Here is a 24156-nt window from a genome sequence, read left to right as displayed (position 1 = left end):
ACGCGTCCCTGATCGCAGCAGCACTGTTCGCCACCGGACAGTTTGGCCGACGCCGCTGACGGAGCGGCGTCAGCGGTCACGTGCGCGCTGGCCCGGCCGGCCTCGCGGTGCGTCCGCCATGTCCGCCGACGAATTGCGCTGCGGTCTGCTGGATGGCCAGGGACCAGCTGGGATAGGCGTGCACCGCCTGCGCCAGGCGTCCGGTGAACATGCCGGTAGCCATGGCCAGTGCGGGTTCGTGGATCATCTCGCCGGCGCGTTCGGCCACGATCGTCGCTCCGAGCACGCGGCCACCCCCTGCGTGCCCGAGCAGGCGGCGCGGGCCGGCGAGGAGCTTGACGAAGCCCCGGGGGTCGGCGGCGGTGATTGCTCGGTCCGCCTCCGTCATCGGCAGCCAGGCCACCCGGGCCGATGTGCCCGCGAGGTCGTGTTCGGTGGCGCCCACGACGGCGATTTCGGGGTCGGTGAACACCACTGTCGGGATCGAGCCCGGGTCGAAGGCGGGGCGGCGCATGCGTCGCAGCCCTGCGGTGACAGCGATGCGTCCCATCGCGTAGGCACCGTGGGTGTGGGGGAACAGTCCCGTGACGTCGCCCGCGGCGAAGATCCCGTCCACGCTGGTGCTCATGTGCCGGTCGACGGCCACGAACCCCTGTGCGTCAGTACGGATACCCACCGCGTCCAGTCCCAGCTCGTGCGTGTCCGGACGACGCCCAGTAGCCACCAGCAGCCGATCAGCGCGGACCATCCCGCCGTCGTCGAGTTCCAGCAGAACCTGCTCACCCTCCATGCGCGCCGACTGGACCCTCGTGCCGAGGCGCAGCCGAACCCCGTCGTCGGCCAGCGCCTCAGCCAACACCGCGGATGCCTCGGGGTCGAGGGCAGGCAGCTCGGCTTCGATGACCGTCACCCCCACCCCGAGCTGTGCGAACGCCTGGGCGAGCTCGCATCCCACGGCTCCCCCACCCAGGACGACCAGCGACCTCGGCGCTTCGGTCAACTCGAACACGGTCTCGGTCGTCAGCAGCGGCACCCGATCCAGCCCAGGAACCGCCGGGACGTCCGGGCGGGCGCCCGTAGCGAGGACGATCCGTCGCGCCGTCATCCGCCGATCATCGACGGACACCATGCGGTGCGACACGATCCGAGCACGTCCCCGGACTACCTCGATTCCCTGCCGACGGAGGGCATCGTCGTCCTCGGTAGCAGCCACGCGCGCGACCGTGTGACGGACGCGGGCCAGCGCGTTGGTGAACGGCAGCCCGAACGCTGCCGCGTGCAACAGGGTCTTCGACGGCACACAGCCGGTAAACGTGCAGTCTCCACCGGGATCACCGTCGGAGATGAGCACCGCTGTCAGTCCGGCCCGTCGCGCGGCGGTCGCGGCGGCCAAACCAGCCGTCCCACCACCGATCACCATCACGTCGCTGTCCGTCACATCCGCAGCTAACCACGCACGGCCAGGGTCGGTGACCGGGTTGTCGCCTGGCTGACAGAACGGATCTCCAGACCGAGCGGGCGAGGTTCGAGGTGTCATCGTGCTGACACTCTCCGAGCGCCAATAGCGAAAAGTCCGGTGGACTGGGCGGCAGACGGTGAGGAGGGCCGCGGTCATGTTGCGTGCCGTTTACCACGGCCAGGTTCTGGCGGAAACACCCCGGACGGTGCGCGTGGAAGGGAACCACTACTTTCCGCCGGAGTCGGTGCGCCGCGACGTCCTCGTGGACAGCCGGACCAAGACGCTGTGCCCATGGAAGGGGATTGCTCGCTACTACAGCCTGCTCACCGACGAAACGGCGCTGCCGGACGCGGCGTGGTACTACCCCCATCCGTCCCCGCTGGCGCGACGGATCAAAAACCATGTCGCCTTCGACCCCGACGTGGACATCGAGGGTGAGCCCGAAGGACCGTCCACCGGTCTACTCGCCAGGTTGCGCGCCAGAATGGGTGGTCACCGGTGAGCACCAGCCGCGAGAACACGACCAGCCCGCAGCCGGTAGGCACGGATCGGCTGCCGATGTGGCGGATCGGCCTGACCAGTGGCGTGATCGGCATCCTGTGCTGTTTGGGCCCCACCGTGCTCGCGCTGCTCGGCATCATCAGCGCTGGCACCGCCTTTGCCTGGGCCACCGATCTCTACGGCAACTACGCGTGGTGGTTCCGGCTCGGCGGGCTCGCCGTCATGGCGCTGCTTGTCTGGCTGGCGTTGCGCCGCCGCGACCAGTGCAGCCTCGCCGGGGTGCGGCGGTGGCGGTGGCGTCTGCTCGGCATGCTGGGGGTCGCGGTGACGACGTACGTCATGCTGTACGCCGTGACGACCTGGCTGGGCAGCGTGGCCTAGCCTCGGGCAACGACCCGACGCAACGGCAACGGAAGGCTCCGGCCGATGCGGGCCTGGGTGCCCACGGTGTGCTTGGCGGCGGCAATACGATCCGCGCTGATACCGGGCAAATAGAGGCTGTCCACGAGCAGTGCGGCGGATTCCGCTGTGTCGAGCGGAAAGGGGAACGTTCGCCGCGCGGTGGAAACGACGGTGAACCCGTGTCGAGCCAGGATTCCGGCGAGGCTGTCACAGGCGTGCGGGTTGGGCCAAGGCTGGCTCGTGACCCCGAGAGCCCTCAGCACCCGTGCCCAGCCGAGCCACCCTCGCGGAGAAACCCCCAACCGGCCGGGGACAAGGGCGACGAGAACACCGCCCGGCCGCAGCACGCGACGGATCTCGGCCAGCACCCCGTCCAGCGGCGTGACCACCTGCAACGCCATCGCAGCACACACCGCATCGACAGCACCGTCACCGAAAGGCAGCGCGTCGACGCGGGCATGCACGACCGGTCCCCGGCCAGCCGCGACGGCCACTGCCAGCTCACCGGCGCTGAGATCCACCCCCACCCAGCGGTGCTCGACCAGATGATCCCGTGTCGGGGCGGACCCGCAAGCGAGGTCGACGACCCAGCCCGGCACATCGGGAAGCGACTCGACGAGCCATGGGTACGGCGAGCCAGGCACCCGGCTCAGCGCACCCGTTCGGTAACACCAGGCTGGTCGCGATGGAAGCCAGCCAGATAGCGCAGCCACTCCGCGTCGGTCATGTCCACTCCGCTGTCACCCAGTCTCTTCTGGTCCATCCTGGCCATCGCTGGCCGATCGTCGGGCATCTCTGTCAGGGCGCTGACACACCGGAGGCGGGCGCCGCTCGGCATCCGATTCCCTCGGCGTGCGCGGCGGGTGTCGCTACCGGGCCGCGCGAAAGGGGTAACCACGCGGTGGAGGCATGATGAGCAACAAGCAGGCCGAGTCGATCAGTGCTGTCGAGTTCTACTGGCGCCCCGGTTGCCCGTTCTGCATGGCACTGCGGAGGCCCCTGCGCCGCAGCGGCTTGCCTGTCCGGGAAGTCAACATCTGGGACGATCCCCAAGCCGCCGCGCGCGTGCGGCAAGCAACCGGCGGCGACGAGACCGTGCCCACGGTCTTCATTGGCCAGCATGCACTGGTCAACCCGAGCTTCCGGCACGTGCACGCCGCCGTCGGTGAGTATGCGCCTCATCTGGCCCGGGACGCTGAACCAGCGCGGAACCGACGACGATTCTGGCCTTTCTGGGCCGTGCGCGGGATAGGTCGTGACCGCCGTGATCGTGAGTTCGGAGTCGTGCCGCGACCTGATCCGCGAGGCTCAGGTGGTTTCGTGATGGGCAGGGCGGCCTCGTTTCCTTCCGCGGGCGACGACCACGACGGCGGGCGCGCGCGCACCGAACGACCCCAGACGTGGTCACATCCACGCCAAGCCGTGCGATGGTTCCTACAGGGACGAACCGTGCGTACCGCCGCACCCACAGCCACTGTGGTCGGTACGGTGCTCTCCGCAGTGAATCAAGGAGCGGTGATCGCGGGCGGGCACGCCACGGGAACAACGTGGGTCCAGGTCGCGATCAACTATGCGGTTCCGTTCACCGTCGCCAGCGTCGGATACCTGTGTGCCTGCCGGACCCGTTGACGAGACCAACCGCTGCAGCCATCCATCGGTCAGCACGCTGTCGCTCGCTGTGTCGGTGGGTTCACACGGCAACACGACATCGCCGGACGAGGCGGCTATCGTTTTCGGAGCTCGGCTCGGCGGCGTTCGTATTCCTCGTGATCGATGTCGCCGGCGGCGTAGCGTCGCCGCAGTTGCTCTCCCGCGGGATCGGCGCGGGAAGCCGGGTCGGCGAGCAAGTGGCGGATCAGCCAGATGATCGCCACGATGATCAGAATCAGCAGTGCGAGACCGATCAGGCCCCACAACAGCATCCAGGCCATCATCCCGGGTTCCGCAGCTGATGTTGGGGCTGGACACGGAATTTAGGGTGTGACCTGGGGGAACGCGAGAAGCTGCCTGGACAGGCGTGTGTCCAGGCGGTGGTGTTCGTGCTGGTCAGGGCGTCGTGGCCGGCCCGAGTTCGATGATCTTCTTCGGTGTGTCGATGCCCAGCTTGGTGAGGATGTCGCGTTGGGCGGCGGAGAGCTCGGTGCGTTGCCGGAAGGTGCCGGCGGGGCCTTCGAAGGTGCCGACGTGGAGTTCTTGCAGGTCGTCGCGGACCTGGTTCCAGGTGCGCCCGGTGGTGGTCTCGACGATCCGAACCAGCAGCAGCGCGAGCCAGCAGAGGATGACATGGGCGCGGATCCGGTCTTCGAGGCGGTGATAGACCGGCCGCAGTTCCAAGGTGGTCTTCATGTCCCGCCAGCCGCGTTCGACCTGCAGGAGCTGCTTGTAGCCCAGCGCGATGTCCTCCGCGGACAGGTGCGGGTCCGAGCAGCGCAGCAGGTACTTCCCGTCCAGGTGTGTCTCGCTGGTGACCTTCTTCTTGTCGACGCGGAGCAGCCCGCCGGGTGTGGTGCGCAGGTACCGGTTCAGCCCGGGCATGGTGGAGATCCGTCCCCGCAGCTCGGCCCGTTTCTCGGCGGTCAGCCGGTCGCTGGCGGCGATCAGCGCGGCCAGCTTGCCGGTCATGACCTCGCGCAGCGCGGCGTCACGCTCGGCCTGTTCGGGGTTGAAGCAGAGCACGAACCGCTCATCGTCGGCGATCCGTACCTCTTTGACCTGCAGGTTGTCCCGAACATGCTGGTAGCGGCCCGGTCGGGACAGCGCCGCGGTGGCCTCCGCGGAGCCGGAACGCAGCTTCTCGCCGATGATGTAGTGCCCGCCGCCGCGACGCAGCTCGCGGCGGTTCGCCGCGGAGGAGAAGCCGCGGTCGGCGACCCACATCACTCGGGCCAGGGTCCAGTCCCGCATGTCTTCGCGGGCCTGGCGGATCAGCGCCGAGTCGGTGGTGTTGCCCGGCCAGCACCACACCCGGACCGGGATCCCGGCCCGGGTGACGGCCATGCCGATCACGACCTGGGGCAGGTCGTCACGGGAGTCCTTCGACTTGCCGTAGGTCCGAAACCCCACCCCGTCGCCTGCGGTATCCCCGCCGGACTTGTCGGTGCCGCTGTCAGCGTCGTTCTCGGTGCCGGTGTCACCCGACGGGTCGGGGGCCGGTCGGCCGCGGGTGTCACGAGTGATCGGGTCGTCGGGGCCCTCGGTCTCGAAATAGGTGGAGGTGGTATCGAAGAACAGCAGGTCGACCTCGTGATCGAGCAGGGTGGCGACCTGCCAGAACACCTCCCGCTCCAGCTCCGGTGCGATGTCGAGCAGCCAGTCCATCGCCCGGTAGCAGGCATCGTCGCTGGTCTCGGGCAGGCCGTCGATGTGCGCGCGCCGGGTGACCCACCCGGCCGCGGCCAGCTTCGAGCCCGGGTCCAGCGCCCGGTTCGCGACCAGCGCGAACAGCACCCGCTCGGTGCGCGGATCGCGCTTGCGCCCCTCGAGCAGCCGCGCCATGACGGTGTCGATCCCGAGCCGGCGCCACAACGCGTCGAGCACCAGCGTGCCGCCGACCGGGCGCGACGAGGTGAACGCCAACTCCGCCGGACCGGCACCGGACGAGGTCAGGGCGGTGGCCGGGTCGAGTAGCCGAGTCAACGACGCGACCAGACGCTTGATCGCGTCGCGGTCGAGCTGATCCTCGCGGCCGAAGCTGTGCAGCACCTTCGGCCGGGACGTCTTCGTGGCCGGGTCCCACTCGTTGTGGGTCAGCTGCAGGTACCGCACGGCCGTGCCGTCCCTGTTTCGCCGCGTTGACACCCGCACATGCACGTGTCCAGACGATACACGACAACACGCAGCTCACACGCTCGAACATCGATCGAACGTGTGTCCAGTACTTTTCGTCGTTCCGGACCTACCGCGACCCACTGACCTGGGACGATACCGCGGCGTGTGTCCAGAATCGGCCATCAGCTGCGGAACGCGGGATCATGCCGCCCATGTGATCCATCATCATCGCGTCTTTCCCTTCAGTTCAGTGGGCTTGTCGGGCGAAGCGCCGCAGTCGCAGGGAGTTGGTGACCACGCTGACCGAGGAGAAAGCCATCGCCGCGGCCGCGATGATCGGGTTGAGCAGCCCGAGTGCGGCCAGTGGGATCGCGGCGATGTTGTAGCCGAAGGCCCAGCCCAGGTTCTCGTAGATCGTGCGCAGCGTGGTGCGGGACAGCTGGATGGCGTGGGTAACGCCGTCGAGCTGGCCGGACATCAGGGTGATGTCGCTGGATTCGATGGCCACGTCGGTGCCGGTGCCGATCGCGATGCCGAAGTTGGCCTGCACCAGGGCCGGGGCGTCGTTGACGCCGTCGCCGACCATGGCCACGGTATGGCCCTCGTCCTGCAGCCGACGCACCTCGGTGACCTTGTCGGCGGGCAGCACCTCGGCCAGCACGCGGTCGATGCCGGCCTGGGCGGCGATGGCCTCGGCGGTCTGCTGGTTGTCCCCGGTGATCATGCCGACTTGCAGGCCCATGTCGTGCAGGTGCCGCACTACGTCGGCGGCCTCGTCCTTGAGGGTGTCGGCCACGCCCACCACCCCGTGCACGTGTCCGTCCCAGCCGACGTAGACAGCGGTGTGGCCCTGGGCTTCCATGTCGGCGGCCCGCGCCGCGAGCTGTTCGGGCAGGTGCAGCTGCTGCTGGTCGAGCAGCTCACGCCGGCCCACGTGCACCGTGGTGCCGTCCACCTCGGCGCGCACGCCGTGACCGGCCACGCTGCTGAACTCGGCCACTTCCGGCAGGACCAAGCCGCGTTCGCGGGCGGCAGTGGTGATCGCGGCGGCGACAGGATGTTCGGACCCCGACTCCGCAGCAGCGGCCCGCCGCAGTACTTCCACGTCGGCGCTGTCGCTGGTGGCGACCTCGGCCAGACGCATCTGACCGCGAGTGAGCGTGCCCGTCTTGTCGAACACGACGGTGGTGATCTTCTTCGACCCCTCCAGCACCTGGGCACCCTTGACCAGGATGCCCAGGTGCGCGGCCCGTCCGGTGCCGACCATGATCGCGGTCGGCGTAGCCAGGCCAAGCGCACAAGGGCAGGCGATGATCAGCACCGCAACCGCGGCGACCGTGCCCGCCGTGGGGTCACCGGCGATCAGGCTCCAGGCGGCGAAGGTCACCACGGCGATGCCGATCACGACCGGCACGAACACCGCCGAGACCCGATCGGTGAGCCGTTGCACCGGCGCCTGACCACCTTGGGCTTCCTTGACCAGGCGCACGATCTGGGCCAGGGCGGTGTCCGCACCGACCGCGGTGGCACACACGGTCAGCAGCCCGTCGGTGTTGATCGTCGCGCCCGCGACGGGGGCGCCCGTGGTCTTGTCGACCGGGACAGATTCGCCGGTCAGCATCGACTCGTCAACGGCCGCGCGCCCGTCGACAACGTCCCCGTCCACCGGGATCTTCTCGCCCGGTCGTACCCGGACCACATCGCCGATCCGCACCCGTTCCACCGGCACGTCCTGCTCGGCGCCGTCGACGACGAGCCGGGCGTGTTTGGCGCCCATCTCCAGCAGCGTGTTGATCGCCTGCGAAGCACGGCTGGTGGAGCGGGCTTCAAAATAGCGGCCCAGCAGCAGGAACGCGATGATCATCGCGGCGGTGTCGAAGTACAGGGGCCCGCCGGTGAACAACTCAACCGTGGAATAGGCGAACGCCGTCAGCGTGCCGAGGGCGATGAGCGTGTCCATGTTCGCGCTCAGCGCCCGGGCCCGCTCGGCCGCGACGACCAGGAACGGCCAGCCGGCCACGAACTGCACGGGCACCGCCGCGGCGAACGCGGCCCACCGCGCCCAAGGGTGCTCGCCGAAAAACATGGTCAACGCGAAAATGGCCAGCCCCAACGGCCAGGCCAGCACGATCCGCCAGACCCAACCGCGGTTGGCCTGCTCGGTCTCGTTGCTCTCCAAGGCGGGTTGTTCGGCGGTGACGGGTTCGAGGTGGTATCCGAGGCCATCGACCGCCGCCTGCCACTGGTCGACCGTGGCGTGGTCGGCTTGGTAGGTGACCCAGGCATTGCCGGTGGCGAAGTTGACCTGAGCCTCGGTCACACCCAGCTGCTTGTTGAGGGTCTTCTGCACCCGGACTGCGCAGGAGGCGCACGTCATGCCCTCGACGGAGAACTCCCGACGGTCAACACCCTCGCTGCGCGCTGTCTGCTCGGAGGTCGTCACTGCTGGTCGCCTCGCCCGACCTGCTCGTGGGTATCCGCCACGTCGTAGCCCTGGTCTTCGATGGGCGTGCTTAGCGCGACCAGTGACACCGTCTGGTCGTGGTGGACGGTCACCGTCTTCGTGTCCAGGTCGACCTCGACCGACTGCACCCCGGCCGTTGGTGCCACCGCAGTCTCGATCGCCGACCGGCAGGCTCCACAACTGATCTCGGGCACCGACAGCACCGTGGTCGTCATACAGCGCTCCCTTCCTCAACGGAATCCGGCTGCGTCTCGATGGCGGGCTCGGCTTCGCCGACCGCTGCGCCGGTGACGTGGGCGTGCGGGCCGGTCAGCGCGGGGTTGAACTTCACCGCCTCGAGAAGTTCGTCGATCGCCGGCTGTCCCCGGCCATCCAGTACTGCATCGGAAAAGCAGGTCTCCAGGTGGTTATGCAGCATGATCCGATTGGCCCGCTCCAGCGACGACTGGGTCGCCGAGACCTGCTTCATCACATCCACGCAGTACGCGTCGGCTTCGAGCATCCGGATGATCCCGTCCAGGTGACCCCGCACCGTCTTCAACCGGTTCAACGCCGCGCGCTTCTTCGCCGTGAGTTCGTCGGCCATCCTGTGCTCCTCGTCTGCGGTATTCACTAGGGCAACGCCCACCCCTACCTCGATATTCCCACCCCACCCGGGGTGGGGCTACACTGGAGGGGCGGGCTGCATGTGCTCGCCTGTACGGAAATGACGTCGTCCGCGGGGAGGCAGGAGTTGACCGTCGGGGACCACCGGACGATTGGGCAAGCCGCCCGGCTGGCAGGCGTGAGCGCGAAATCGATCCGGCTGTACGAATCCCGAGGGTTGCTCCGGCCCGCCCCGCGCTCGGCGCAGGGCCACCGGCTGTTCACCCAGGCCGACGTCGAGACGCTGCGGTTCGTCGGCCAGGCCAAGGCCGCGGGCCTGCAGCTCACCGAGATCAAAACGGTGCTGGAGCTGCACCGCAACGGGCACACACCCTGCGAGCAGGTGCGCGCCACCCTCGGACAGCGCCTAACCGAGCTCGACACGGTGCTCGCGGAACTTTCCGTGCTCCGCGACCGGATCCAGAACCTGCTCCAGCACGATGACGCCGGAGCCGACCCCGGTTCCGGGTTCTGCGCGATCATCCAAGCCCAGCCTGCACCCGCTCCGGGAACCGACCAGCGCGGTCGTGGGCACGATCCGAGTCCCTGCTAGCGAGAGCGCTGCCCAGCCTGATCAGCGGGTGGGGCACCAGGCCCCACCCGCGATCCGACGTCCGAGCGGAGTCAACCTGCGGCAACGGCGCGGCACTGGCGGGCGCACTCGCGGCAGGCTTGCGCACACGCCCGGCAGTACTCGGAGTCGCTGCGCTCGCACTGTTCGGCGCAGGCAGCACACACCTGGGCGCACAGCGCAGCCACCTGCGGTGCCCACTGCGAGCCGCGGGCCATCAGGGTCTCGCACAGCCGGCAGATCTCCGCGCAATCCACGCACAGCCGACCGCAGGCGGTGCTGCCGTTGGGCAAGCAGCAGTTGTAATGGCAGGTTTCGCACGACTGGCGGCAGCGCGCGCACGCCTGCACCGCCTCCTGATACCGCTGCTCGATCATCGTTGCGGGCATCACGGCCTCCTCAGAAACGGACTCGTCTGCCGGGTCAGTCCTGACCCGTGGGTGCCGGTTGTAGCCCCTTCCCCCAGGGGCAAGCGCAAATCACGAGCACGCTTCCCACGTGGCACTGCCCCTCGCGACGAGCCGGAGATGCCGTGCAGGAGGTCGCACTACTCGCCCAACGGTGGCGTGGGCGGCGTTGTGTAACGGCAGTTACCGAGCAAGCCGGGATGCGACGGCCACGCTGGGGATCAGATTGATCGTCGCGTCGCAACACCGAAGGAAGGATCTGTCATGTCCACTACTGCTCACCCCGCCCGACCGGTCCAGGCGGCTGCCTCCCGCGTGCTCTACGGTGCCCTCGCCGGGGCAGGCGGCGGCATCATGTTCGGCATCCTGATGGCGATGATGGGAAAACTCACCCAGGTCGCGATGCTCGTGGGCAGCGACAGCGCCGCTATTGGAGCTGTCGTGCACCTGGCGATCTCGGCAGTCCTCGGCGCGGGCTTCGGGCTTGTCGTGCCGCTGACCCGGTTCTGGCCGCTGCTGGGGGCCGGGGTGGTCTACGGCGTGATCTGGTGGGTGCTCGGCGGCCTGCTGCTTATGCCCGCCGGGCTGGGCATGCCGGTGTTTCAGATGGGCGCCAGCGCCATGCAGAGCCTGATGGGCCACGTGATCTACGGCATCGTCACCGCACTGATCGTCTACGGGTTCCGGCGCAGGACGAACCACACATGACGGGCCACCGCGCAGAACACCCAGTGCTGCGGATCTACACCTCGCCCGGCTGCGCCAGTTGCCGGACCGCCGAGAAACTCGCGGACACCGTGCGCCGCGTGCGGCCAGCCCAGCCGGTCGAGGTCATCGACCTCACCCAACACGAGGGACCGACGCCCGAAGGGCTCGTGGGCACCCCGACCTATACCGGCTCGGGCAGACCACCATCGCACTGGGTAACCCTTCATTGCGGGAGCTCTTGTACCGGCTGGACAACCCGCAGCTCGGTGACGATGGTGAATAGAGCCGCAACCACTACCGGAGGGCCGGTGCCGGACAACCTCTACTGTCTGTCCGAGGTCGATCTCTTCCGGGACTTGTCCCGGCGGGAAATCGCCAACCTGGGAGCGCATGCCCCGCTGCGCACCGTCGCGGCGGGGCAGGTGGTCTACAGCCCGCAGCGGCCGACCGAGACGCTGTTCATCATCAAACGAGGCCGGTTACGCCTTTACCAGATCAGCGCCACGGCCCAGACGGTTACCACCGCGCTGCTGAGCCGCCGGCACCGTGTTTGGGGAGATCCCGCTCATGGGGCTGCGGATGGGCGGCAACTGGGCCGAGGCACTGGAACCGTCGCAACTGTGTCTCATGAGTGTGCACGATGTGCGGCAGCTGCTGCTCGCGGACCCGCGAATCGCCACCCGCATCGTCGAGCACATGACCGAGCGGATCAGCGAACTCGAACACCGCCTGACCGACCTGGCATGCAAGAGCCTCCCGGAACGACTGGTCAGCACACTGTGGACCCTGTCCAAGGGGACTCCCTCGGGGACAGAGCCCGAGCCGGTCCGGTTGACTCACCACCAGCTCGCCAGCCTGGTCAACGCTACCCGCGAACGCACCACCACTGCTCTGGGGGAGCTGGCCGACCACGGGCTGATCCGGCTGCATCGTGGAAAGATCACCGTCACCAACCGGGAACGTCTGCTGACCTACGCTGAAGACGGTGGCCGACCACTCTCCGATCCCGGGAACCCGCTGTAGGCTGGGCGAATGCCTGTACCTGCCTGAAACCAGGCGGTACGTGTCGCCGGATTCCTCCGTGCTGGCAACGAAACGAGCACAGTGTGCACCTCCATCATGGGGTCTGCCCAGGTTTCGGCGGTCCGGAAAGGTGTCACCACTGATGACCAGCTACGTTGCTACAGGTACATGGGTCTGCCAAGAGGTCGGTTGTCACCGTGACAGGCACCGCTTCAGCGGCCCAACGCGGGCCGCAGCAAGACCTTCGAATAACCTGCCTCGCGCTTGTCGAACCGGGCGTAGGCATCCGGCGCCTGGGACAGCGGTAGCCGTTGGGACACGACGAAACTCGGCTCCGCGCGCCCGGCGATGATCAGATCCCGCAGCTGGTGCGCGTACCTCTTGGCGTCGGCCTGACCGGTCCCCATCCGCAGGCCCTTCTCGAAGAAGGTACCGATGTTGATCAGCAGCCGGCCGTTCGCGGCGTCTTGGCTCGGCGCTCCCGGATCGGATGGCAAGTAGAGGCCGACCGTACCCATCGCACCCGTGGGTCGCACCGTGTCGATCAGCTGGTTGAGCACGACCGCGGGTTGTTCCTCGCCTTCGGCCACCGTCGCCTGGTACCCGACGGCGTCGATACCGCGATCCACGCCTGCGGAGGAGAGCGCTTCCTTGATCTGCCCGGCCGGGTCACCACGGGTGAAGTCGATCGGCTCGGCACCGATGCGCTCGGCCAGCTTCAGCCGTTCGCTGACCTTGTCCACGACGAACACCCGACTGGCCCCCTTGAGCATCGCCGAGCAGGCAGCCATCAGACCGACGGGCCCCGCGCCGTAGACCGCGACCGTCTGCCCGGGCCGGATCCCGGCGAGCTCCGTGGCGTGGTACCCGGTCGGGAAGCTGTCGGCCAGCAGGGCGAAATCGTCCTCGTGCTGCTCGCCCGGCGGCAGCGGGACGCAGTTGAAGTCCGCGAACGGCACGCGCAGGTATTCGGCCTGCCCACCCGAGTACGGCCCCATGCCGACGTAGCCGTAGGCGCCGCCCGCGCCCGGTGCGTTCACCGTCAGGCAGAACGCGGTCTTGCCCGCTCGGCAGTTGTCGCAGTAACCACAAGCGACGTTGAACGGCAAGACCACGCGATCGCCCTCGCGACGCGTGGTGACGCCCTGCCCGACCTTTTCGATGATCCCCATGTTCTCGTGACCGAAGATGATCCCGGACTCGGCGTCCGTGCGGCCTTCGTACATGTGCAGGTCAGATCCGCAGATCGCGGTCGTCGTGATGCGCACCAGAGCATCGGTCGGATGCTTGATGGTCGGATCAGCTACGTCGTCAACGGAGAGAGTTCGTACGGCGAGTGGTACACGACGGCCTTCATGAACACGCTCCTCAACACAGTGCGAGTTGTGGGATTCCCTATCCGAGGCACGGCGAAACGTCACGTTCGGTACGCGCATCGCGCTGCGCACCGCGTCGTCCTGTCACCACGCTGACACTCATCTGGCTCAGCCGCCTCGTTCGGCTTTCCCTGGAATGAAGGAGGCACTCGCCTAGTTTTAGACCACAAGCGCAGTCGCCGACGAACGACCGGACACCGCACCAGCGAGGTCCGGGCATGGTCGTCGCTTCCGAACGCACGAGAAACATGCGACGAAAGGAAACATCAAATGCCACGCATCCCGGTGTACTCAGTGGACAACGCCCCGCACGCGGCACGCGAGCGTCTGCAAGCGCTTCAGGCTCAGGTGGGCAAAGTGCTCAACATTCACGGTGAGATGGCCCATGCCCCGGTAGTGCTCGCCGCTTACGGCGGTATTCAGGACGCGATCGCCGAGCACGGCACCTTCGATGCCGCCACGCGCGAAGCCATCGCCCTGGCTGTCGGTAACAGCAACGACTGCGGCTACTGCCAGTCAGCCCACACCCAGGGCGCCAAGGCAGCCGGCTGGTCGCAGGACGAGACCGTGGCTATCCGCAACGGCGGCATCGACGCCGACCCGAAGCTGACAGCGCTGCTCAACGTGGCACGCGCCATCAACAGCAACGGCGGCGACGTCGACGAGGCCACCTGGAATCAGGCCCGCAACGCCGGCTGGAGCGACACCGAACTGACCGAGCTGTTCACCCACGTGATCGTCAACATCTTCACCAACTACTTCAACCACTACGCCCACACCGAACTCGACATCCCGGCCGCACCCGGCGTGGCAGCCTGATCGGAACCATCGGGATCGGTAGCAGTCTCGGCGACGACTTCAGACCGTTCCCGAAAGCCCATCGCCGCCCGGATTGAGCCGTACGATGACCACGTCGCCGGGCATCTACGGCTCATTCCGGGGGCGCCTTCCCCGGCGAATCTTCACGAGCGGTGTTAACGCTTTTGGCGGCGGCTGCCACCGTGCCAGTCCTCCTGCACGCCCACCTCGTCGTTGCTCATCCCGAGAGCACGCAGTTGCGGCAGTTCACGCAAGCTGCGCTTCAGCTCGGCGAAACCGGGAAAGCGCGCCAGACCGACGACGTGGTCCCACAGCACGAGTGCCTGTTCCTCGTCAGGTAGTCGACTGATCACCGGGCCGAAGAACGCGATCCCGTCTGGGGGCTCGAAGTGCAGGATCGGTGTGCCGACGTCCTTTCCGGTCAGGGCCAAGGCTTCGTCGGTTTCCGCGCGGATCTCCTCATCTCGGCAGTCGTCGTCCAGGGCGTCAGCGAGCTGGCTGGGCAGACCCACTTCGGCCAGGATCGGCTCCACGAACTCGCGAGTGCCACGGTACCCATGGTGTGCAGCAGTGTCCGGTACGGGCTCCCGGTCGAAAATGCGGCTTCCCAGTGCGGTGTACAGCAGGGCCACCGAGTCGCGCCCATGTTCGGCGCGAGCACGAGCCGCTACCCGTAGCAGACGAAGCCCCGCAGTGTGGCCAGCCTCGTATTCGGGCGGGAACTGCGCCTCGTAGTCGACGGTAGCGTTCACCAGCCGCAGCGAGATGAACCGCCAATCCACCCTGTAACCGCGCTGTGCCTGGACGGTGCGCACCCATTTGCTCGTCATCCAGCAGAACGGGCACACCGGGTCGAAATAGAAGTGGATGTCCGCATCGGCCATCTACAAAGATTACGCCATGTCCTGCTCCCGGCGGCAGCAAACGAGCGTGACCAGGGCCGGATGTGGGCAGCACGACTGATCCGACTCGCACACCATCACTTGGTTGCGAGTCGTGGATGACGGTCGTCAGGATATCGCCCGCAAGCCCGGCGAGCACGTGCGCACCCAGCAGACGCCCGACGCGCGGACGGCGTTCGACCAGCCTACGGGGCCACGGTTGACCACAGCGCGAAGCACGTGCTCCCAGCGGCAGGAGACCGCGTTTCGCTGGTCGACCTACTCGATGTGGGCGTCGATAGCCAGCACAGCCTCCGAACGCGCCCGCCTCTGCGCACTTGCCCACGACCGATGACAAAGCAGCTTTAGCTGGAGAGGGCCTCCAGGGCGGGTTCGATCGCCCTGTGGAACGTAGGGTAGGCGAACATCATGCTCCGCAGCTGAGAAAGCGGCACCTCGGCGTGTATCGCGACGGCTAGCATTCCCAGAATCTCGCCGCCTGCGGGAGCGACCACACTCGCCCCCACGAGCACGTCACGGTCGCCGTCGGCCACGAGCTTGATCAGACCAGCGTTGCCGGTTTTGTGGATCCACCCGCGTGCCGAAGACGGGATCTCGCTCACAGCAGTGCGGGCCGCGAGCCCGTGTTCGCGCGCCTGTGCTTCAGTGAGTCCGACTGCCGCGACTTCCGGGTCGGTGAACGTCACCGCAGGAGCTGCTCGGTAGTCAGCGGTTTCCCCGCCCTGCTCCAGGATGTCGGCGGCGGCGATCCGCGCCTGGTACACAGAGGTGTGGGTGAAGGCGCCACGCCCGGTCACGTCCCCGATGGCCCACACCCGGTCGGCGGCGCGCATCCATTTGTCCACCTCGATGGTGTTCACGCTGTCGTCGAGGCCCACCTGCTTCACACCGAGCTCTGCGAGATCCGTGCGCCGCCCAGTCGCGACGAGCAGCTGTTCCGCCGACAGGGTCATGCCGGAATCAAGCTCCACCGTGAATTGGCCGTCGTGATGCCGCACCCGTCGGGCAGCGACACCGGTGTGGACGGTGATTTCTTCGCTGGTGAGCACGTCGGTGATGCTCTCGGAGGTTTCGGGCTCCCCTCCGGGCAACAGGCGCGGTGCGGCCTCGACCAGCGCGGTATCACTGCCGAAGCGGGAAAACACTTGGGCGAACTCGACGCCGACAGGGCCACCACCGAGCACCACCAGGGAGCGAGGGATCTCGCGGGCCTGCGCAGCCTCCCGGTTGGTCCAGAATCCAGTGCCCTCCAGGCCGTCGATCGGCGGGATGGCGGGCTCAGTGCCGGGGTTGAGCACGATCCCGCGGCGAGCCTGGAAGACACGTTCACTCTCGCCCGTGGCGACGGTGACTTCGGCGGGGCCGGTCACGCGACCGGTGCCCCGGACGAAATGCCCACCCGTGTCTTCGAATCGCCGCACGGCGCTCGCGTCGTCCCAGTCAGTGGTGGCTTCCTCGCGAATCCGGTCTGCGATCGGTGCCCAATCGGGCCGCACCTCGGTCGTACCCGCGAGTTCTGGCACCCGCCGGGCCTCGGCCAGAGCGTCGGCGCCGCGGACCATCATCTTCGTCGGAACGCAGGCGAAGTACGGGCACTCACCCCCTACCAGGCGCCGGTCCACGCCCACCACGTGCAGCCCCGCACGGGCGAGCCGCGCCGCCACCTCCTCGCCACCCGGGCCCATCCCGACCACGACGATGTCGACCTCTTCAGCGGCCATGAGTGATCCTCCAAGCATGCGGCTGCACCACCGCCGGTCAGCACACCACGGGTGCTCGCCGTCCGCCGGTGGAGTGTCAGCACCCGAACAGGGAAATCCCGTTGTGCGTGCGTCGCACCATTCCGCGAGGAGTTAGCCCCCGCCACCGCCTGAACTACGTGGGGCCCGGTTCGAGGAGCCGGTACAACCCGTCGCGGTCGACCAGTTCGATCGCCGCGTAGCGCACGGCGATCAAGCCTTGCCGTTCAAAGTCCTTGAGCACCTTGTTCAGCGAGGGTCGCTGCACGCCGACCATGGCCGCCAGCGTGCGCTGGGGTAGCAGAACTTGGTCCTCGACGGCTTCGTCCAGCAAGAGCTGGGCGACCTGCTCGGTCAGCGACCGGCCCAGCAGGCCGATCACGCGGTGCTGGCTGGCCGCCAGGCGCTCGGCGACGCTGGACAGCCAGCGCCGTGTGATCGTCAGGCGTTGCCCGAGCAGCTGTTCGAAGTCGGGCGCGGCCAAGAAAAGCACGGTGGCCTCGTCGAGCGCGTGGGCGGTGTAGGGCAGGGGCATGTCCAGCAGGTGCTGGATGTCGCCGTCGACGTCGCCGGGCTGCAGTACGTGCACCACCGAACGCCGTCTGCCGGTGCCCACCGACAGCTCGACGCGTCCGTGCTGGATGATCCACACCCCGGGCGGTGCCGAACCGGCCGGGAACAGCAGCTCGCCCCGAGCGAGCGCGCGGGTGCGCAGGAATGTCGCCAGCGCGGTGAGATCGTCGGGGCTCAATGGCGAGGACTCTCCGCGCCCGACGCACCGTGCCACCCACGCGGCCTGCCGGATGGCCATCTCCGTAGCGCCACCGGGCCCGAGCAGGCGTACGGCGCGGTCCAGCGCCGCGGACGACACGCGGGAGAACGTCATGGGCCCATCATGTCATCACGCTGACATTTTCGTCGGCTCCAGCGCGAGGGCGGGTTCGCATGAGGGGCACGGCGGGTAAGCGGGCGGGATGACGCGCTCACCCGCCCGGAGCGCCGAGGAGGAAGGGGCCGTGCCCAACAGCGCCGTCGTCCTCGCCGGCACCCGGGGCGTGGTCAACGCAGCTCGGTGCTGATCCCAGTTCCACAGCCCTGTTGCGGAGTGGCCTACCAACAACCTAACTTGGAATGGTCGTTCCAAGTTGGAGGTGTGGTGCCGGACGTCAGACACTTCGATCCTGATGTGGCGGTGGCCCAGGTGGTGCCGCTGCTGTGGCGGCGCGGCTGGTCACGCACCGGGATGGAAGAGATCGTGGCCGCCACGGGCCTGAGCCGCTCCAGCTTGTACGCGACGTTCGGCAGCAAGGACGAACTCTGCTTGAGCGCCTTGCGACGGTACCTGGCCGATCACGCGGACCCGGCGTTCCGGCAATTGGAAACGGACGGGCGGGGGTTGCCAGCCGTCGCGGCGTTCTTCGGTCAGCTGATCGCAGTGCGCTGCTCGGGGCCGCGCGCCCGCTGGGGCTGCCTGGCCACCAATCTGCAGGTCGCCGCCGAAGGCACGAACCCGGGTGTTCGCGAGGTGCTGGGCGAGCATCACCAGCATCTCGTCACTGGCCTGGCCGCGGCGCTGCGCGCGGCCGAGCAGGGTGGTCAGCTCCGCGACGATGTGGTGATCGACGCCAGTGCCGAACATCTCGCACTGCTCGCGCAAGGGGTCAACCTGCGGTCGCGCGCGGGCGCCGACCCGTCCACGTTGCGTTCGGCCGTTGATGCCGCCTTGGGCGTGCTCCGACATCCGGCCAGCCCGGCCACCACCTGGCCGGAGGCGTCCCCGGCCTGATTCCGGCGCTGGTTTCGCCGACGACGCGACAAAACACCACTAACGAAAGGATCGAGTCCATGGTGGAATTCCGCATCCACGACGAGCACACCGCCCCGCAGGAGGTGGCCCCCGCGCTGGAGCACGCCAAGCGGAACTTCGGGTTTGTGCCGAATCTGTACGGCGTGTTTGCCGAGTCGCCGCAGGCGTTCAACGGGTACCAGGCGCTGAGCGAACAATTCCAGAACACGTCACTGTCCACACAGGCCAAGCATGTCGTGTGGCTGGCCGCCAGCCGACAGAACTCCTGCCACTACTGCATGGCGGTGCACTCGGCGATGGCCCAGCAAGCCGGGGTGGATACCGACACCATCGAAGCCGTGCGCACCGACAAGCCCATCCCGGATGAGTCGCTGGAGGCTGTACGGCGCTTCACCCAGGCGGTGATCGCCCATCAAGGCTTCGTGCCCGAGGACGAGACGCAGGCTTTCCTCGCTGCCGGGTACGGCCAACGCCAGATCCTGGACATCGTGCTCGGCGTCGCGATGAAGACCCTGTCGAACTACACCAACCACTTCGCCAACACCCCGGTCGACGACGCCTTCCAGGAACACACCTGGAACACCTGACCCACTGCGGGTGGGGTGGGTGCGAGCGCCCACCCCACCCGCAGCTCTCATCGGGCAAGCAGCCACGACCACAGGAGGCAGATCCTATGCCCACTCGGCCTCGAACAGTGGCGTTCGACGTCGTGGAGACGCTGATGTCCCTGGAGCCTCTCCGGCTTCGATTCACCGAGATTGGCCTGGCCCCGGAGCTGCTGGAACGTTGGTTCGACCGGCTGCTGCGCGACGGCATGGCCTTGACCCTGGCCGGCGACTACGAACCGTTCCCGAACGTGGCCGCAGCGGCCCTGCGTACGCTTGCCCGCGGTGAACTCGACGACGATGCCATCGCCCATGTGCTGACTGGCTTCGGTGACCTGCCTGCCCACCCCGACGTCGAACCCGCCATGCAGATCTTGGCCGACGCGGGGATTTCCCTGGCGTGCCTGAGCAACGGCACCGCCGAGACCACAACCCAGTTCCTGCAACGCAACGAGCTCGCCGACCACGTTGATCAGGTGATCAGCGTGGCCGATATCCACAGCTGGAAACCGCCGATTCAGGTCTACGAGCATGCGCTGAATGAGATCGGCCACGCCGCTTCCGAGGTCGCCTTGGTCGCCGTGCACGCTTTCGACTGCCACGGCGCGAAACGCGCCGGGCTGACCACCGGCTGGGCCAGTCGGCTGGAAGGCCACTACGCCGACGTGTTCCTCCCCGCAGACGTCGTCGGGCAAGACCTCACCGAGGTCGCTCGGCGACTCACCGCACTGCCAACAGGCAAGCCGGGAGACCCGACCCGGCCATGAATGGCGGCTGCCGATGCCCCTTGCTTCGGGTGGGGCAACAGACGTGTGCATCTGCGCCCTCTGCGAGCAGGCGCACCGACTGGACACCGAACCCGGAAACCTCCCTCGACTCGGGTTTCAGCCGGCACCCGCGCCGACATCCCACAGTCGCCCCGCGAAGCCTGCTCGCTGACGCGCCACGTCGGGCAACGCTGCCTTTACTGGACTAACACTCTGTCCTATACGGCCGATCCCAACGCGAAGTTCTTGTCCTATAGGCCAATCAGGAAGCGCGCCCGCAGCGAGCAGGCCGATCTCGGCGAGCAGGACAAACGCGCGGTCGCTGATCGGCCGACGATCTTCTTGCCGGCCCAGGCGCCGAGCAGGGTCGCCGGAGTCAGCGCGGCGCCGTAGAGCCAGACGGTGCTGGTGAGCAGGTCTCCGGAGCCGTAGGTGGCGATCTTGGTCAGGTGCATGGTCAGGGCGCTGGCGGCCTCGGTGCCGACGTAGGCCGCGCGGGTCAGGCCGACGGTGAGGAAAAACGGTGCGGTCAACGGTCCGACCGAGCCCAGTAGCGCCGGCCCCGAGGCCGGACGCAGCGAAGGCCGGCTCGGTGGGTCGGCGCGGTTGCAACCGCATCCGTCGCCAGATCACCAAGCCGATCAGGAACACGTCGAGGAGTCACTTGAGCGGGGCGAGTGGCGCGTGGGCGAGCAGCAGCCTGCCGGCGACGGCGCAGGGCACCGCGCCGAGCGCGAACCAGCTGATGAGTGGCCAGCGCAGCTCGCGGCGGTTGAGCCAGACCCGCTAGCGGTGCTGGACAACTGGGTCAGTGTCAGCATCGGCACCGCAACCCGGAGTCCGAGCAGAACGGTGAACACCGGCAGCAACAGCACCCCGCCGCCGAAGCCTGCGACCGCCGACAGCAGGGCGAGCGCGAACGCGGCGGCCGAGACGGCCAGCACGGTGAGCCCAGCTGCGTCACCGCGCTGGGTGATTGAGTCCGGTGAGGCTGGCGACGGCGGTAAACCCGTCGTCGGTGCCGGGCCAATGCGCGCGGACGGCGTCGATTCCGGTGCGGCGGACGACGCTGCGGAGCACGGCGGTGACGATGATGGCGTCGTCGGCGTAGCCCAGTACGGGAATGAAGTCGGGGACCAGGTCGATCGGGAACGCGAGGTAGGCCAGCAGTAGGCCGAGCCGGACGCGGACCCCGCGCGGCAGGGTCTTGTCCGCGGCGAGTCGCCGAGCCAGGCGAAGTACGTCGGGCAGCAGCCGCAGCGCCTCCAGTAGCAGGCCACCGCGCGGGCGGGCGATAATGAGGACGACGACTAGGGCCAGCCACGCGAGCAGCAGCGCGGCGGCGATACCGATGAGCAGGTCCAGCCAAAACGAGTCGGTCATGGCTGATCCACCACCCGTAGGTGCGGCGCCTGCGTGCCGGTCGGGGCCTGGCCGTGCTCGGGGGCTTCGGCATGTAGCGCGGCTTCCTCAAACGCGGCGAGTTCTGCGGCGGCCTGTTCGATCGCGTCGCGGGCCGCTTGCCCACCGGGGGCGGTGAAGTAGTCGCGGGCGGCGATCTTGGACATCCAGGCGCGGAAGCGTTCCAAGTCGGCCTCCGATTCCTCGACCTCGGCGTAGGTGGCGTTGCCCCGCGCTTCTTCCGCGGCCAGCTCCTGCCGGAGTTCCGGCAGGCGCTCGAGGACCTCGGCGTACTCGGCGTCACGGGCGTCGTTGAACTCGGCGATCACGGCCTGTTCCTCGGCCGGGTCGGTGAACGCCATCGACAGCACGCGGGCGGTGCCGCCCTGGTGGCGGATCCGGTCGGCAAGCCGCCGCACCTCCTTGACGACCTCCGGGCGAGCGGGCAGCAGACAGACCGACTGCTGCAAGTACAGCGCGCCGAGGGAGCGCAGCTTGCGCCACACCTGCACGCGCAGCGTGCCCGCACCGCCGGCAGTCGAGACACTGATCAGCGACCAGGCCCGCTCGTGTGCTTCGTTCGTCACGTCGCTATGCTACGGGCTTTACAACGACCTGGTCCAGGTGTCCCCGAGGAGACGTGGATGACTGTTCACCAGCCCGCCACCAGCTCAGTCCGCCCGGAGGGCTTGCTCCTGCGGACCGGCATCGCCGCCGCCGGCACGCTGCTGGCCCTCGCGGTGTTCGGCGCGGTGTCCGACCAGGTGCTCGATCGGCAGACCGCGCTGGTCGACAATGACGTGCTGGCCGAGGCGGTCGAGCACCGCGCTGGGCCGCTGACCGGTTTCTTCGAGGCAGTATCGACGGCCGCTGAGACCCGCTCGCCGCCCTGGTTGTCGGGTTCGCGATGGTGATGACGTGGCGGGCGCGGACCTGGGCACCACTGGTATTGACCGCGGTGACCGGGCTCGGCGCGGTCGTGCTGGCCACGGTGGTGAAAAACCTCACCGGCCGCACCCGACCCGACTCGTGGTGGCAACTGCTGCCCGAAACCGGGTTCTCCTTTCCCTCACGGCACACCACGGTCGCGACCGCGCTGCTGCTGATCGCCGCCTACCTGCTGGCCCGCCACACCCGCACGCATGTGGCGGTGTTGGCGTGGTGGCCCGGCGCGTGCGCGCTGGCAGCGCTGGTCGCCGCCAGCCGGGTCTACCTCGGCGTGCACTGGGCCACCGACGTCCTCGCCGCCGCGGCGCTCGGCGCGGCCTGGGCGCTGACCGTGATCACCGCGCACCTGCTGTTGCGGCGGCGCCGATCCGTCGCTCGGCAAGGCCATGAACTTCCGGGACCCGGCACCGTTACCGGTGGCTAATGACCGGCATGCCGATGTCGACGAGACCGCCGACGGTATGGTTGCGGACCAGCCTGTCCAGTGAAACCAGTTTCGTGCGCGCCGCCTCCAGGCTGACCTTGAGCCCCATTCGGTCGGTGAGGTTGCGGGCGATCTCCACCAGCAGGGCCCGTTGCCGGGGCTCTATGCGAAGCATGGGACATCGCCTGGTGGCACCGTGCAGTCTCCTCCAACTCGGCTGCGCAACTCCTTATCGAGACCGTTTTCCTCGCCTGTTCCGACACGCGAGTGTGTCGTGCCGTAGTCCGGTCAACATGTCAACAAGGTTCGACCTGTACCGGCAATCGACCGAGCTGGGGCAGCACGTAGCACCCGCTGACAGGCCAACAGGCCAGGGTCAACGTGCGCTGGCCGCGCTGGCTTGCTTCGCGGTATCGAGGTAGGCGTCGAGACCGCGGATCACGAGACCGGGGCCGATGTCGAATTGGGCGGTCATATCGCATTCGCCGCAGACCAGCAGCGCCGTGCGGCGCGGGCTCGCATTCGTCGCATCGGCAACATGCTGGCCCCGTACGCGTCCGACGACCTGGTCCACCAGCGCAAACGAGGGTGCTGGCGAGCGAGGCGTCGAAGCATCCACCACCCGAGCAGGACAACAGCAGCAGCGTCGCGGTGCGGATCACCGTCGTGTACGGCGCGATCGTTTTCAGCGCGTGCTACGGGGAGGACGGCCTGTCGTCGCCGCTGGGGTGGCAGCGATCGGAGTGACTACCGGTTGTGTCTCCGCGCCGGTCCCGCGTCCGGACCTGCCACACCAGCACGAGCACCGCCGCGATCGCAGCACCGATCACCCATGGGTTACGCAGCCACGCACTGAGCGCACCCAACACGCCCGCGGCGATCAGGGCGGGAGCGGCACAGCACAACACCAGCACCACACCGACGCCGAGTGTGGCCAGCACGCCCCGCTTGTCCATGGCAGCCATCGGCTCTCCCTCGCTCAGCTCCGCCTCGGCGCGGTCTCCGGGGCGTCGATGCGCTCGCAGGCGGCCAGGGCCGCGCAGTTGTCAGCGGCCAGCGCGCGGGCCAGCATCACCAGCTCGGCCACCCGCGGATCGGCCACCCGGTAGTAGCACCAGCGACCTTCCCGGCGAGCCTGCACATAGCCGCAGTCAGCCAAACACGCCAGGTGGGTGGAGACCCGACCCTGGGACAGATCTATATGAGTTACGCACTCGCTGACCGAGCGCTCGCCGTCCAGCAAGAACTCCAGCAGCCGCAGTCGGCTTGGATCACCCAGGGCACGGAAGAACTTCGCCACCGTGCCCACTTCGTTTCCATCGCCGAGCAACCCGGAGACCGGGGCCAGCTTCGCGGCCTCACTCATGCGGGGCGCCTCCCAGCCATCTGTACATATTCGCCAAGACGGATATTATGGTGC

31 protein-coding genes and 2 pseudogenes are annotated in these 24156 nt (G+C 68.0%); 14 read left to right on the top strand and 19 right to left on the bottom strand.

Annotation, left to right across the window (positions count from 1 at the left end; all coding sequences use genetic code 11):
- Window positions 1–76 precede the first annotated feature (76 nt).
- Complete coding sequence (locus HFP15_RS22510; RefSeq protein ID WP_168518685.1) at window positions 77–1438, bottom strand: dihydrolipoyl dehydrogenase family protein; 1362 nt, start codon at window positions 1436–1438, stop codon at window positions 77–79.
- A 157-nt stretch (window positions 1439–1595) separates the two neighbouring features.
- Here HFP15_RS22510 and HFP15_RS22505 point away from each other — a divergent pair, with 157 nt between their 5' ends.
- Complete coding sequence (locus tag HFP15_RS22505) at window positions 1596–1961, top strand: DUF427 domain-containing protein (RefSeq protein ID WP_512699084.1); 366 nt, start codon at window positions 1596–1598, stop codon at window positions 1959–1961.
- Entirely contained in the window at window positions 1958–2341 is a 384-nt protein-coding gene (locus HFP15_RS22500) for a hypothetical protein (RefSeq protein WP_168518683.1), read from the top strand. The genes HFP15_RS22505 and HFP15_RS22500 overlap by 4 nt, the downstream gene beginning before the upstream one ends.
- Here HFP15_RS22500 and HFP15_RS22495 read toward each other — a convergent pair.
- Window positions 2338–2961 (bottom strand): class I SAM-dependent methyltransferase, encoded by a 624-nt coding sequence (locus HFP15_RS22495; RefSeq protein WP_210717707.1) that lies wholly within the window; start codon window positions 2959–2961, stop codon window positions 2338–2340. The two genes, HFP15_RS22500 and HFP15_RS22495, sit on opposite strands and share 4 nt — an antisense overlap.
- Window positions 2962–3274: 313 nt before the next feature.
- On the opposite strand from HFP15_RS22495, the pseudogene HFP15_RS22490 reads away from it, so the two are divergent.
- A pseudogene (locus tag HFP15_RS22490) lies at window positions 3275–3547 on the top strand (glutaredoxin family protein); the annotation flags it as partial.
- A 138-nt stretch (window positions 3548–3685) separates the two neighbouring features.
- Window positions 3686–3991, top strand: coding sequence for a nitrate/nitrite transporter NrtS (gene nrtS / locus HFP15_RS22485; protein WP_168518750.1), 306 nt, complete (start codon window positions 3686–3688; stop codon window positions 3989–3991).
- A 95-nt stretch (window positions 3992–4086) separates the two neighbouring features.
- Here nrtS and HFP15_RS22480 read toward each other — a convergent pair whose 3' ends face one another.
- From HFP15_RS22480 to csoR, 5 genes are all read right to left on the bottom strand, one after another.
- Complete coding sequence (locus HFP15_RS22480; RefSeq protein ID WP_210717706.1) at window positions 4087–4293, bottom strand: SHOCT domain-containing protein; 207 nt, start codon at window positions 4291–4293, stop codon at window positions 4087–4089.
- 115 nt (window positions 4294–4408) lie between these two features.
- Window positions 4409–6172 carry an IS1634 family transposase gene (locus HFP15_RS22475; RefSeq protein WP_168518681.1) on the bottom strand — a complete coding sequence of 588 codons (1764 nt, stop codon included), beginning with the start codon at window positions 6170–6172 and terminating at the stop codon, window positions 4409–4411.
- Window positions 6173–6377: 205 nt separating this feature from the next.
- Complete coding sequence (locus tag HFP15_RS22470; protein ID WP_312871694.1) at window positions 6378–8573, bottom strand: heavy metal translocating P-type ATPase; 2196 nt, start codon at window positions 8571–8573, stop codon at window positions 6378–6380.
- Entirely contained in the window at window positions 8570–8809 is a 240-nt protein-coding gene (locus tag HFP15_RS22465; RefSeq protein WP_168518680.1) for a cation transporter, read from the bottom strand. The genes HFP15_RS22470 and HFP15_RS22465 overlap by 4 nt, the downstream gene beginning before the upstream one ends.
- Window positions 8806–9180: a copper-sensing transcriptional repressor CsoR gene (gene csoR / locus HFP15_RS22460; RefSeq protein WP_168518679.1), complete on the bottom strand. Its 375-nt coding sequence runs from the start codon at window positions 9178–9180 to the stop codon at window positions 8806–8808. The genes HFP15_RS22465 and csoR overlap by 4 nt, the downstream gene beginning before the upstream one ends.
- A gap of 147 nt (window positions 9181–9327) precedes the next feature.
- On the opposite strand from csoR, the gene HFP15_RS22455 reads away from it, so the two are divergent.
- Window positions 9328–9792 (top strand): MerR family transcriptional regulator, encoded by a 465-nt coding sequence (locus HFP15_RS22455; RefSeq protein ID WP_168518678.1) that lies wholly within the window; start codon window positions 9328–9330, stop codon window positions 9790–9792.
- Window positions 9793–9863: 71 nt separating this feature from the next.
- Here the strand turns inward: HFP15_RS22455 and HFP15_RS22450 are convergent, their stop codons facing one another.
- Window positions 9864–10199, bottom strand: a complete 336-nt coding sequence (locus HFP15_RS22450) for a four-helix bundle copper-binding protein (protein ID WP_210717704.1) — start codon at window positions 10197–10199, stop codon at window positions 9864–9866.
- Between the two features lie 282 nt (window positions 10200–10481).
- Here HFP15_RS22450 and HFP15_RS22445 point away from each other — a divergent pair, with 282 nt between their 5' ends.
- Together HFP15_RS22445 and HFP15_RS42230 are read left to right on the top strand one after the other, a co-directional pair.
- On the top strand, window positions 10482–10925 hold the full coding sequence (locus HFP15_RS22445) for a DUF1440 domain-containing protein (protein ID WP_168518677.1): 444 nt from the start codon (window positions 10482–10484) through the stop codon (window positions 10923–10925).
- A gap of 567 nt (window positions 10926–11492) precedes the next feature.
- Window positions 11493–11948 (top strand): Crp/Fnr family transcriptional regulator, encoded by a 456-nt coding sequence (locus HFP15_RS42230; protein ID WP_210717703.1) that lies wholly within the window; start codon window positions 11493–11495, stop codon window positions 11946–11948.
- A 212-nt stretch (window positions 11949–12160) separates the two neighbouring features.
- Here HFP15_RS42230 and HFP15_RS22435 read toward each other — a convergent pair.
- Window positions 12161–13305, bottom strand: a pseudogene (locus tag HFP15_RS22435) (glutathione-independent formaldehyde dehydrogenase).
- Between the two features lie 289 nt (window positions 13306–13594).
- Between HFP15_RS22435 and HFP15_RS22430 the strand changes: the two are divergent.
- On the top strand, window positions 13595–14143 hold the full coding sequence (locus HFP15_RS22430; protein ID WP_168518676.1) for a carboxymuconolactone decarboxylase family protein: 549 nt from the start codon (window positions 13595–13597) through the stop codon (window positions 14141–14143).
- 155 nt (window positions 14144–14298) lie between these two features.
- Here HFP15_RS22430 and HFP15_RS22425 read toward each other — a convergent pair whose 3' ends face one another.
- From HFP15_RS22425 to HFP15_RS22415, 3 genes are all read right to left on the bottom strand, one after another.
- Window positions 14299–15027, bottom strand: coding sequence for a mycothiol-dependent nitroreductase Rv2466c family protein (locus HFP15_RS22425; RefSeq protein WP_168518675.1), 729 nt, complete (start codon window positions 15025–15027; stop codon window positions 14299–14301).
- Window positions 15028–15389: 362 nt separating this feature from the next.
- Window positions 15390–16766 (bottom strand): dihydrolipoyl dehydrogenase family protein, encoded by a 1377-nt coding sequence (locus HFP15_RS22420; RefSeq protein ID WP_168518674.1) that lies wholly within the window; start codon window positions 16764–16766, stop codon window positions 15390–15392.
- A gap of 154 nt (window positions 16767–16920) precedes the next feature.
- Window positions 16921–17670, bottom strand: a complete 750-nt coding sequence (locus HFP15_RS22415) for a Crp/Fnr family transcriptional regulator (protein WP_168518673.1) — start codon at window positions 17668–17670, stop codon at window positions 16921–16923.
- Between the two features lie 267 nt (window positions 17671–17937).
- On the opposite strand from HFP15_RS22415, the gene HFP15_RS22410 reads away from it, so the two are divergent.
- From HFP15_RS22410 to HFP15_RS22400, 3 genes are all read left to right on the top strand, one after another.
- Window positions 17938–18570 carry a TetR/AcrR family transcriptional regulator gene (locus HFP15_RS22410; RefSeq protein ID WP_312871693.1) on the top strand — a complete coding sequence of 211 codons (633 nt, stop codon included), beginning with the start codon at window positions 17938–17940 and terminating at the stop codon, window positions 18568–18570.
- A gap of 59 nt (window positions 18571–18629) precedes the next feature.
- On the top strand, window positions 18630–19178 hold the full coding sequence (locus tag HFP15_RS22405) for a carboxymuconolactone decarboxylase family protein (RefSeq protein ID WP_168518672.1): 549 nt from the start codon (window positions 18630–18632) through the stop codon (window positions 19176–19178).
- A gap of 107 nt (window positions 19179–19285) precedes the next feature.
- Window positions 19286–19963: a haloacid dehalogenase type II gene (locus HFP15_RS22400; RefSeq protein WP_312871692.1), complete on the top strand. Its 678-nt coding sequence runs from the start codon at window positions 19286–19288 to the stop codon at window positions 19961–19963.
- Window positions 19964–20214: 251 nt separating this feature from the next.
- Here HFP15_RS22400 and HFP15_RS42225 read toward each other — a convergent pair whose 3' ends face one another.
- Window positions 20215–20496, bottom strand: coding sequence for a hypothetical protein (locus tag HFP15_RS42225; RefSeq protein ID WP_210717702.1), 282 nt, complete (start codon window positions 20494–20496; stop codon window positions 20215–20217).
- A 131-nt stretch (window positions 20497–20627) separates the two neighbouring features.
- Here HFP15_RS42225 and HFP15_RS43550 point away from each other — a divergent pair, with 131 nt between their 5' ends.
- On the top strand, window positions 20628–20753 hold the full coding sequence (locus HFP15_RS43550) for a hypothetical protein (RefSeq protein WP_281355621.1): 126 nt from the start codon (window positions 20628–20630) through the stop codon (window positions 20751–20753).
- Window positions 20754–20923: 170 nt separating this feature from the next.
- On the opposite strand, the gene HFP15_RS22390 is transcribed toward HFP15_RS43550, so the two are convergent.
- Both HFP15_RS22390 and HFP15_RS22385 read right to left on the bottom strand, forming a co-directional pair.
- A complete protein-coding gene (locus tag HFP15_RS22390) occupies window positions 20924–21346 on the bottom strand; it encodes a YkvA family protein (protein ID WP_168518670.1) in 423 nt (140 codons plus the stop codon).
- The gene (locus tag HFP15_RS22385) at window positions 21343–21951 is read right to left on the bottom strand and encodes a Chromate resistance protein ChrB (RefSeq protein WP_168518669.1); all 609 of its coding nucleotides are present in this window, start codon (window positions 21949–21951) and stop codon (window positions 21343–21345) included. The genes HFP15_RS22390 and HFP15_RS22385 overlap by 4 nt, the downstream gene beginning before the upstream one ends.
- 57 nt (window positions 21952–22008) lie before the next feature.
- Here HFP15_RS22385 and HFP15_RS22380 point away from each other — a divergent pair, with 57 nt between their 5' ends.
- Window positions 22009–22278: a hypothetical protein gene (locus HFP15_RS22380; protein WP_168518668.1), complete on the top strand. Its 270-nt coding sequence runs from the start codon at window positions 22009–22011 to the stop codon at window positions 22276–22278.
- Window positions 22278–22736, top strand: a complete 459-nt coding sequence (locus tag HFP15_RS22375) for a phosphatase PAP2 family protein (protein ID WP_168518667.1) — start codon at window positions 22278–22280, stop codon at window positions 22734–22736. The genes HFP15_RS22380 and HFP15_RS22375 overlap by 1 nt, the downstream gene beginning before the upstream one ends.
- On the opposite strand, the gene HFP15_RS22370 is transcribed toward HFP15_RS22375, so the two are convergent.
- From HFP15_RS22370 to HFP15_RS22355, 4 genes are all read right to left on the bottom strand, one after another.
- Window positions 22723–22911: a hypothetical protein gene (locus HFP15_RS22370; RefSeq protein ID WP_168518666.1), complete on the bottom strand. Its 189-nt coding sequence runs from the start codon at window positions 22909–22911 to the stop codon at window positions 22723–22725. The genes HFP15_RS22375 and HFP15_RS22370 overlap by 14 nt on opposite strands.
- A gap of 201 nt (window positions 22912–23112) precedes the next feature.
- Entirely contained in the window at window positions 23113–23310 is a 198-nt protein-coding gene (locus tag HFP15_RS22365; RefSeq protein ID WP_210717701.1) for a hypothetical protein, read from the bottom strand.
- 121 nt (window positions 23311–23431) lie between these two features.
- A complete protein-coding gene (gene merT / locus HFP15_RS22360) occupies window positions 23432–23701 on the bottom strand; it encodes a mercuric ion transporter MerT (protein WP_168518665.1) in 270 nt (89 codons plus the stop codon).
- A gap of 14 nt (window positions 23702–23715) precedes the next feature.
- A complete protein-coding gene (locus HFP15_RS22355; protein WP_168518664.1) occupies window positions 23716–24102 on the bottom strand; it encodes an ArsR/SmtB family transcription factor in 387 nt (128 codons plus the stop codon).
- Window positions 24103–24156: the final 54 nt, after the last annotated feature.

This window comes from Amycolatopsis acididurans (assembly GCF_012328925.1).
Taxonomy (GTDB): domain Bacteria; phylum Actinomycetota; class Actinomycetes; order Mycobacteriales; family Pseudonocardiaceae; genus Amycolatopsis_E; species Amycolatopsis_E acididurans.
Note: the sequence above shows the minus strand (reverse complement) of the source record. Positions and strands in the feature narration are given on the sequence as shown.